Annotated in this window: 8 protein-coding genes; 5 read left to right on the top strand and 3 right to left on the bottom strand. The window is 27.2% G+C overall.

The window, feature by feature from the left end; all coding sequences use genetic code 11:
• Positions 1-8: 8 nt before the first annotated feature.
• The 3 genes from AC5SL9_RS02655 to AC5SL9_RS02645 all read right to left on the bottom strand — a co-directional run bounded on the left by AC5SL9_RS02655 (position 9) and on the right by AC5SL9_RS02645 (position 3,055).
• Complete coding sequence (locus AC5SL9_RS02655) at positions 9-1,925, bottom strand: TolC family protein (RefSeq protein ID WP_494574312.1); 1,917 nt, start codon at positions 1,923-1,925, stop codon at positions 9-11.
• 84 nt (positions 1,926-2,009) lie between these two features.
• Positions 2,010-2,309, bottom strand: a complete 300-nt coding sequence (gene secG / locus AC5SL9_RS02650; RefSeq protein WP_006996993.1) for a preprotein translocase subunit SecG — start codon at positions 2,307-2,309, stop codon at positions 2,010-2,012.
• A 5-nt stretch (positions 2,310-2,314) separates the two neighbouring features.
• On the bottom strand, positions 2,315-3,055 hold the full coding sequence (locus AC5SL9_RS02645) for a triose-phosphate isomerase (protein WP_006996994.1): 741 nt from the start codon (positions 3,053-3,055) through the stop codon (positions 2,315-2,317).
• A gap of 56 nt (positions 3,056-3,111) precedes the next feature.
• Between AC5SL9_RS02645 and AC5SL9_RS02640 the strand changes: the two genes are divergently transcribed.
• The 5 genes from AC5SL9_RS02640 to AC5SL9_RS02620 are packed head-to-tail and all read left to right on the top strand — an operon-like array spanning position 3,112 to position 8,335.
• Positions 3,112-4,533 (top strand): SurA N-terminal domain-containing protein, encoded by a 1,422-nt coding sequence (locus tag AC5SL9_RS02640; protein WP_006996995.1) that lies wholly within the window; start codon positions 3,112-3,114, stop codon positions 4,531-4,533.
• Positions 4,533-5,987 carry an anthranilate synthase component I gene (gene trpE / locus AC5SL9_RS02635; RefSeq protein WP_027306561.1) on the top strand — a complete coding sequence of 485 codons (1,455 nt, stop codon included), beginning with the start codon at positions 4,533-4,535 and terminating at the stop codon, positions 5,985-5,987. The genes AC5SL9_RS02640 and trpE overlap by 1 nt, the downstream gene beginning before the upstream one ends.
• A complete protein-coding gene (locus AC5SL9_RS02630; protein ID WP_018414084.1) occupies positions 5,987-6,562 on the top strand; it encodes an aminodeoxychorismate/anthranilate synthase component II in 576 nt (191 codons plus the stop codon). The genes trpE and AC5SL9_RS02630 overlap by 1 nt, the downstream gene beginning before the upstream one ends.
• Entirely contained in the window at positions 6,559-7,551 is a 993-nt protein-coding gene (trpD, locus tag AC5SL9_RS02625) for an anthranilate phosphoribosyltransferase (RefSeq protein WP_018414083.1), read from the top strand. The genes AC5SL9_RS02630 and trpD overlap by 4 nt, the downstream gene beginning before the upstream one ends.
• On the top strand, positions 7,544-8,335 hold the full coding sequence (locus tag AC5SL9_RS02620) for an indole-3-glycerol phosphate synthase TrpC (RefSeq protein WP_494574311.1): 792 nt from the start codon (positions 7,544-7,546) through the stop codon (positions 8,333-8,335). Before trpD ends, AC5SL9_RS02620 begins: the two co-directional genes overlap by 8 nt.
• Positions 8,336-8,360 lie beyond the last annotated feature (25 nt).

Raw genomic sequence — 8,360 nt, 5'->3', positions numbered from 1 at the left:
TCCTTAATTTATTGGATTTTTGAAGCTTTAACTATTTCAGCTTTTTCTTTTAATGTGGTACCTATTATTTTTGCTAAATCTTTTTGGCTCTTTAAAATTGGATCCACTATCAAAGTAAATTGATCATCAACTGTAGAATTGATATTTTTTGCATTAACAATAAGATCTATTTCATGAATGTCACCTTTTAGTACCGAGTCTATTAAAAACGCTCTTTGCGTTGGTAAAAAATCTATCCAACTAGGTAATGGTTGATCATTTGCTAATCTTGCCGAATATTGTACAGAACCTTGACCTTCAAGTTTGAATGTTTTATCTGAAAATTCAAATTTTTTATAATTTTCATCAAATTGTTTAGCAACTGGATTTTGTTTTTGAATAGGTTCTGTTACTTTTGCAATGTATTTTTTACCTAAACCACTAAATTTATTCTTAATTTCATATGCAAATAATTCCGTTCCCCCTACTATGGTGTCTCTGGTGGTAATATCAATTCCAACTGAGGTATAAACTTGTGCAATTGAATGTTGCATTTTAGAGAATGAAATATCTCTTCTTAGTTCAGCAACAAGAGTACCCGCTTCTTCTCTAATTAATTCTAACTCACCAAATCTTGCAATTTTTTGTGCGTTTCGAACTTGGTCGGCAATTTTTGTTGAAACTTTTAAATAACGTTCAGCCGTATCATATTCTTCCATGCTCATTTGAAAATCAATATTTGCTAAATGAACTTGTGATAAGATAGCCATAGATAAAGCAAGACGTTGTTCTTTAATAATTTCTGTATTTGCCTCATTCATTTTCTTGATCGATGGTGCTCTAAAGACGTTTAATAAGTTTGCGCCAACTGAAGAACCAAATTCAAAATTTGATTTATTTTGTAGATAATCATTTGAAGAACTTGTGAAAGCTGCGTTAATATTAAAATTAGGTAACAATGATCTTAATCCAACTTTGGTTTCAGCAACGGATATTCTTTCTTGATATCGATTTTCCAATAACTCTGCTCTGCTAACCAAAGCATGTTTTTCCATGTTTTTTAAATCCATGTCTAAAATATTGATAGGCTGATTGGTTGCTACCAATTTATAGCTTTGATTGGGTAACAATCCCATTAGTGTTCCTAATTCAATTTTAGAATTAATTAAAGTTTGTCTTTGTGTAATAAGAGCTCTCTTTATATCTAGTAATTCTTTTTGATACAAAAGTGCATCCATTGGTTTTTGTAGCAACATCTCTTCTATTTTTTGAGAGTCGCTTAAAGCTATTTTTACTTTTTTAATTAAAGGATCGTATTTTTGAATTAACTTATCTGCAGAAAGAGCATTCCAATAAGATCGAATAACTTCTTTAGCAATATTGTTGGCTGATTTTTTTTCTATTTCTTTTGCAATTAAAAATCGATCGCTTGTTTGCCCTGCTCTGATATAAGACAAACCAAAATCAAGTGCGTTCCAAGCAAAACCTATATCTTGATCAACAACATCTCTATTTCGTGATGTTGAATATGTAGATCCTTTGGATGCTGCTATATCATTATTTCCAACAGTTGCACTTGTGGATGATTGATAATTGTCACTTCCAGAATAACCTGCATTAGCTGACATGGTTGGTAACATGTCAAACTTTACGTCTTTCAATTGACGGTCCGCTAATGCGGTTTCGAATAATTTTACTTTTAAATCTTTGTTATTTTCGATTGCAAGGGCGATCGCTGTATATAAATCAATGTCTAAGTTTTTTTGTAATATTTCATTTTGCTTTCTAATTTTTGAAATTTTTTCAATATCTTCATCAGCAGATTTCTTTAAAAAATCAAAAGAAAATGGCAATGGGCCTCTATTGGCGCACGAAGCCAACAAGCTAAGGCTTAAGATTAATACAATTTTTATAATTTTTTGGTACACGAACTCTTTATAAATCATTAGAAATATTCTAATAAAGGTTGAGTGACCAGTTTGGGGTTTTAAAGGTAAAAAGTATTTATTTCTTAAACTTTTTTTTAATTTTTAATTATTTTCAGGAATTGAAGGTGTATCACTAGACTTTTCTTCAATGATATCCAAAACTGATTCAGTAGGTGTTAACTCACCTCTAGATATAATTGTTAAAGCTAAGCTACAAATTATAAATAAAGTTGCAACTACTGCAGTAGCCTTCCCCATAAAATTACCTGCAGATCTGGAAAGCATAAAATTATCCTGAGAGACACCTATGCCAAGAGCACCACCTTCTGATTTTTGTACAAGTATCAAAAGTACAAGTATTGTTGCTAGCACTAAGTTGACTACTAATAAAATATTTTCCATGTGGCTTAACTATACGTTTTTTTGACTATATCAATAAATTTTTTAGCACTTTGAGATGCACCACCAATCAAAAAACCATCAATATTATTAATTTTTTTTAAGTTTGTAATATTTTCAGGGTTGACTGAACCTCCATATAAAACTTTTGGCAATTTATCTCTAAATTTACTTTTAATAAATTCTATAGTTTTAAAAAGATCATATGATTTTGGTATAATGCCACTGCCAATAGCCCAAACAGGCTCATAAGCAATAAAAATATTAGATTTATTTTTAATATTTTTTAGACCAATTTTAATTTGTTTAGATAAAATTGAACGTGTCTTTTTTTTTCTTTTTTCACTTAAAGTTTCACCAATACAAAAAATAACTTTTAATTTAGCTTCGAGAGCACTTTTTATTTTTAGATTAATTAGTTTATCACTCTCACCTTGTTTTCTATTTTCAGAATGACCAATAATTACAAAATGCGCACCAATGTTTTTTAACATACGGGAATTAACATGGCCAGTGTGAGCACCATAATCTTTGCTTTCATGACAATTTTGTCCACCAATACCAATTTGACAATTATTAAATTTTTTAGCAAAAGAACTTATTAAAGTATTTGGAGGGCAGTAAATTAATCTACCTCCCTTTATTTCTTTAGATTTTGAAAATCTAATAACTTTATCCAATGTATTTAAAGAAGATAAATTCCCATACATTTTCCAATTAGCTACAAAATACATATATTTATTTGTCATAATGAAAAATTTAATCTATAGCTTGGTATTTTAAAGATCAATAAATTAATGAAGTAATGATAAATCCTTTTAAAAATTTTTCTAAAAAGAAAATTGGTGGTCTACTACTAATTTTTGTAATTATAGTAGCTTTTGGTTTTGGTGGTTTTGGTGGAGGATTTAGCACTGGCAATCAAAACAACATAGCTAAGATAAATAATACTAATATTTCTACACAAGATTTTATGGATTATTTAAATGAATCAGGATTAAGCCAACAGGTAATTAAAGAAAATATCGATAAAAATATTATAGAAGAACTTTTATCTACATTAGTATCCACGACTCTTCTTGATCTTGAAATAGAAGAACTTAATCTTTCAATCACAGAAGACGTATTGATTAGAAAAATTAAAAATAATAAAAATTTCCATGATGAAAATGGATTATTTCAAAGAACATTATATGAAAAATTTTTATTAACAAATAATTCTTCTGCAGCCATGTTTGAAATACGCTTGAAAAATAATGAACTTCAAAAACAATTATTTACCTACATAAGTGGTGGAACAAAATCACCAGAATTTTTAATTAATAAATTTTATAAAGAAAATAACAAAAAATTAGATATCGAATATATCGATCTAAGTACCTTTTATAAAAAAAAGGAAATGTTTACAGATAACGATATTAAGTTTTTCGTTGAAGAAAATGCAGAAAAATTAAAACAAGATTATATTGATTTCTCTTTTGTTGAAATTAGCCCAAAAAACTTACTAGGTATTGATGATTTTAATCAAGCATTTTTTGATAAAATTGACGATATAGAAAACCAAATATCAAAAAATATTGACTTTAAAACTATAGTTAAAAATTTGGATATTTCCCCTACCGAAGTTAACTCATACATAAATCTTGATAATAAAAAAATAATAGAAAATATGATCTATAATTCAAGAGAAGATAAAATTGAAATTCTTGAAAATAATGGTGCTTATATTTTTTACAATATAAATAATTCAATCTCTAAATTGCCAGATCTTGAAAATCCTATATTTAAAGAACAAATTACAAATCTTCTATTTCAAAAAGAAAAGTTTGAATTTAATAAAAATATTTTAGAAAAAATTAATAAAAAAACATTCAATCAAGTGTCATTTGATGAGTTTGGTAAAAACAATATAAAAGAAATTAAGCTAGATTCTATAAATGATACTAAAAAATTTGAGACAAACTCAATTCAAATACTCTATTCTCTTCCTATTAATTCTTTTACATTAATTGCAAACAATGAAAATGATGTGTTTATTGCAAAGACTATAAAATACGAAGAAAAAAACATTAACAAAAATTCTGCTAATTTTGGAAAAATATCTTCTGAAGAGGGAGCTCAAAGTAAAAATAATATTTTAAAATCATATGATTTATTTTTAAATAACAGATACCAAGTTGTTGTGAATGAAAAAACACTTGAGCGAGTTAAAAATTATTTTAAATAATGTTAAACAGAAACTTTAATGATTTTAAGTTTCAACATAAAAGAAACAAAAATCAAATCCTCTACACCACTAGGAAAATAAGAAATGATGACGAAATCCTAAATCTAATAGATAATTTTCTTATAGAAAAAAATAGTTTTGTTTTTGAATCCGTAGAAAAGGGAAAAATAAGAGGTAGATACACTATTTTTGGTAAAAACCCTGATAAAATTTGGGAGTTCAATAATAATAATTCATATTTAGTTACAAACAAAACTAAAAAAAGAATTAAAGGAAAACCTGAAAAAATTATAGAAAAGATAATTGAAGAATTTAAATTTAAGATACCATCAGGGCTTCCTCCTATTAGTTCATTAATTTCTGGTTATTTTTCTTATGATTCAATTAGATACATAGAAAAAATTCCAAACAAATGTAGAGATGATTTAAAACTACCTGATGTAAGGCTTTTAAGACCAAGGGTGTTAGTTGTCCACGATAACTTGAAAAAAAAGATTTTTTATATTGTTAATATCTTTAAGGATGAAAAAATTACAAACTATAAGAATAAATACCTTGAAATTGAAAAACAAATAAATGAATTATTAATTCAAGCTTCTCTCCAAAAAAAAGATTTTAATAAAGCCATTGTCAAAAATATAAAAATTAAATCTAATACAACCAAAAATAAGTTTTTAAAGATGGTAAACAAAGCTAAAAAATACATAAAAATTGGAGATATTTTTCAAGTCGTCTTAAGTCAAAGGTTTGAAGCTAAATTGTCTAAAAGACCATTAGAAATTTATAAAAAACTTAGAATTACTAACCCATCTCCATTTATGTATTTTTTTAATTTTGATGATTTTCAAATTATAGGCGCTAGTCCAGAAATTTTAGTAAGACTAAGAGATAACAAGATTACTGTTAGACCAATTGCTGGAACTAGACCTAGGGGTAAAGATTTAAAAGAGGATAACTTTTTTGCAAAAGATTTGCTTAAAGATAAAAAAGAACTTTCTGAACATTTGATGCTACTTGACTTGGGCAGAAATGATGCTGGTAAAGTTTCTAAAATAGGAACTGTTAAAGTTACAGATAGTTTTATGATCGAGAAATACTCTCATGTAATGCATATAGTTTCTAATGTGATGGGTGCTTATAATAATAAAATTTCAAAATTTAAATCACTACTTGCTGGATTTCCTGCAGGGACTGTTTCTGGTGCACCTAAAATTAGAGCTATGGAAATTATTGATGAGCTAGAAACCACTAAAAGAAAAGTATATGCTGGGGGTATAGGTTATTTTTCTGCGAATGGTGAGTTTGACACATGCATTGCATTAAGAACTGCTGTTGTAAAAAATAAAAAATTTTATGTCCAAGCTGGTGCAGGAATAGTAGCTGACAGTAATCCAATTAAAGAATACGAAGAAACTGTAAATAAAGCAAAAGCTTTAATGAATGCATTAAAATAATGAAAATTTTATTAATAGATAACTATGATAGTTTTACATTTAACTTATATCACTATGTATCATCACTAGGCGTTAAAGTTGATGTGGTTAGAAATGATAAAATCACCCATACACAAATACTAAAAATTAAATATGACAAAATTATTATATCACCAGGACCAGGTAATCCAAATCAATCAGGAAATTGTATTAAAATAGTAAAAGCACTTTATAGAAAAATACCAATTCTTGGAGTATGTTTAGGTCATCAAATTATTGGCCAAGTTTTCGGTTCAAAAATTATTCAAGCAAAAAAGTTAATGCATGGGAAAACTAGTTTTATAAAATCAAAAAAAATAGGTATACTTAAAAATCTTCCCTCTAAATTTGAAGCTACAAGGTATCACAGTCTTATAGTTGATAAAAAAACGTTATCTGATCATCTTGAAATTACTGCAGAAACTGAAGATGGAATTATCATGGGCATAATGCATAAAAAATATAATATTCACGGTGTTCAATTTCACCCTGAAAGTATAAAAACTACCATTGGAATTAAAATATTAAAAAATTTTATTAATTACAAAAGTAAATGAAAGTTTTCATAGATAAATTAAAAGATAAACAAGACTTATCGTTCAATGAAAGCAAAAATGCTTTTGAAATACTAATGGATGGTAAAGCATCAGATGATGAGATATTTGATTTTTTAACTCTACTTTCATCTAAAGGTGAGAGCTCAGATGAAATTGCTGGAGGGGTTTTTGTTTTAAGAGATAAATCTAAAAGAGTTAACGTTAATGACTGTATTGATACATGTGGAACGGGTGGAGACGGTATGAACACACTTAATATTTCAACCGCTTCAGCACTACTTCTATCTAGTATGGGGATAAAAGTTGCAAAACATGGCAATAAAGCTGTTTCCTCTAAATGTGGTTCAGGAGATGTTTTGGAAGCTTTAAATATAAAGATAGATTTAGAGCCTAAAAATATTGAGGAACAAATTGAAAAAAATAACTTTGGTTTTATGTTTGCACCTAACTATCACAGTGCAATGAGATTTGTTGGTCCTACTCGAAAAAAAATAGGAAAAAGAACAATTTTTAATATGATTGGTCCCTTAAGTAGTCCCGCACTAGTTAACAGGCAAGTAATTGGTGTTTTTGATAAAAAACTATTAAAAATTTTTGCTAATGCTTTGAATAATTTAGATATTAAATTTGCCTGGATTGTAAATAGTGAAGATGGATTAGATGAAATATCACCCTATTCAAAAACTAATGTTGTTCAATTAAAAGATGGTAAAATTTCTGAAATATTAATTGATCCTATAAAACTAAATATAGGTGCAAATAAATTTGAAGATTTACTTGGTGATGATGCAAAATTTAACGCAAATAAAATGTTAGATATATTCAAAGGTGAGGATAATGATTTTTCAAAGGCTGTTTGTTTAAATGCTGCAGCAGGTCTTATCGTTTCAGAAAAATATACAATTTTTATTGAAGCTTATAACGAAGCAAGAACACATATATTGTCAGGAAAAACATACAATGACTTAAAGGAAATTCAAAATGTCTAAAGATGTACTAGAGAAAATTATTAAAAAAAAAATTGAAAAAGTTGATTTATTAAAAAAATCAATTTCATTAAATTTTTTAAATGAACAAATAGATCAAAATAAATCATTTATTAACTTTAAAGATAAAATTCAAAACAACATTGATAATAATAAAATCTCTCTAATTGCAGAAATAAAAAAGGCAAGCCCATCTGCTGGTATTATAATTGATGATTATAACCCTATAGAAATAGCAAAAATCTACAATAACAATAAAGCAACATGTTTATCAATTCTTACTGAAGAAGATTTCTTTTTGGGCAGCCTAAGTGACATTAGTAAAGTGAAAGAAAAAATAAATTTACCTGTTTTATGTAAAGATTTTTTTATTGATAAGTTTCAAGTACCTCTTGCAAAAAGTTATGGTGCGGATGCAATATTAATTATATTAGCTGGTGTCTCTGACGACCTTGCTAATGAATTATATGAAGAAGCAATGAGACTTAATATGTCAATAATTGTTGAGGTCCATACAATTGAGGAAGCTGAGAAAGCTCTTAACTTTAAAGAAGCATTAATTGGAATAAATAATAGAAATCTTAAAACTTTAAAAACAGATCTTAATACAACTTATGATATCTATAACGTCTTAAGTAATCACTCCTCCCCTTTAATTTCTGAAAGCGGCATTAAAACAAAGGAAGAACTTCTTTCTTTAGAGAATAAAACAGAAATAAAAACTTTTTTAATTGGTGAATCACTTTTAAAAAATTTAAATAAAAATTCTATTTTTTCTGTTCTTTAGTAAAATAAGCCCTTATTTTAAACAT

It is taken from the genome of Candidatus Pelagibacter sp. PS_37, from assembly GCF_059417825.1.
This window is presented reverse-complemented; position numbering and strand designations above follow the sequence as displayed.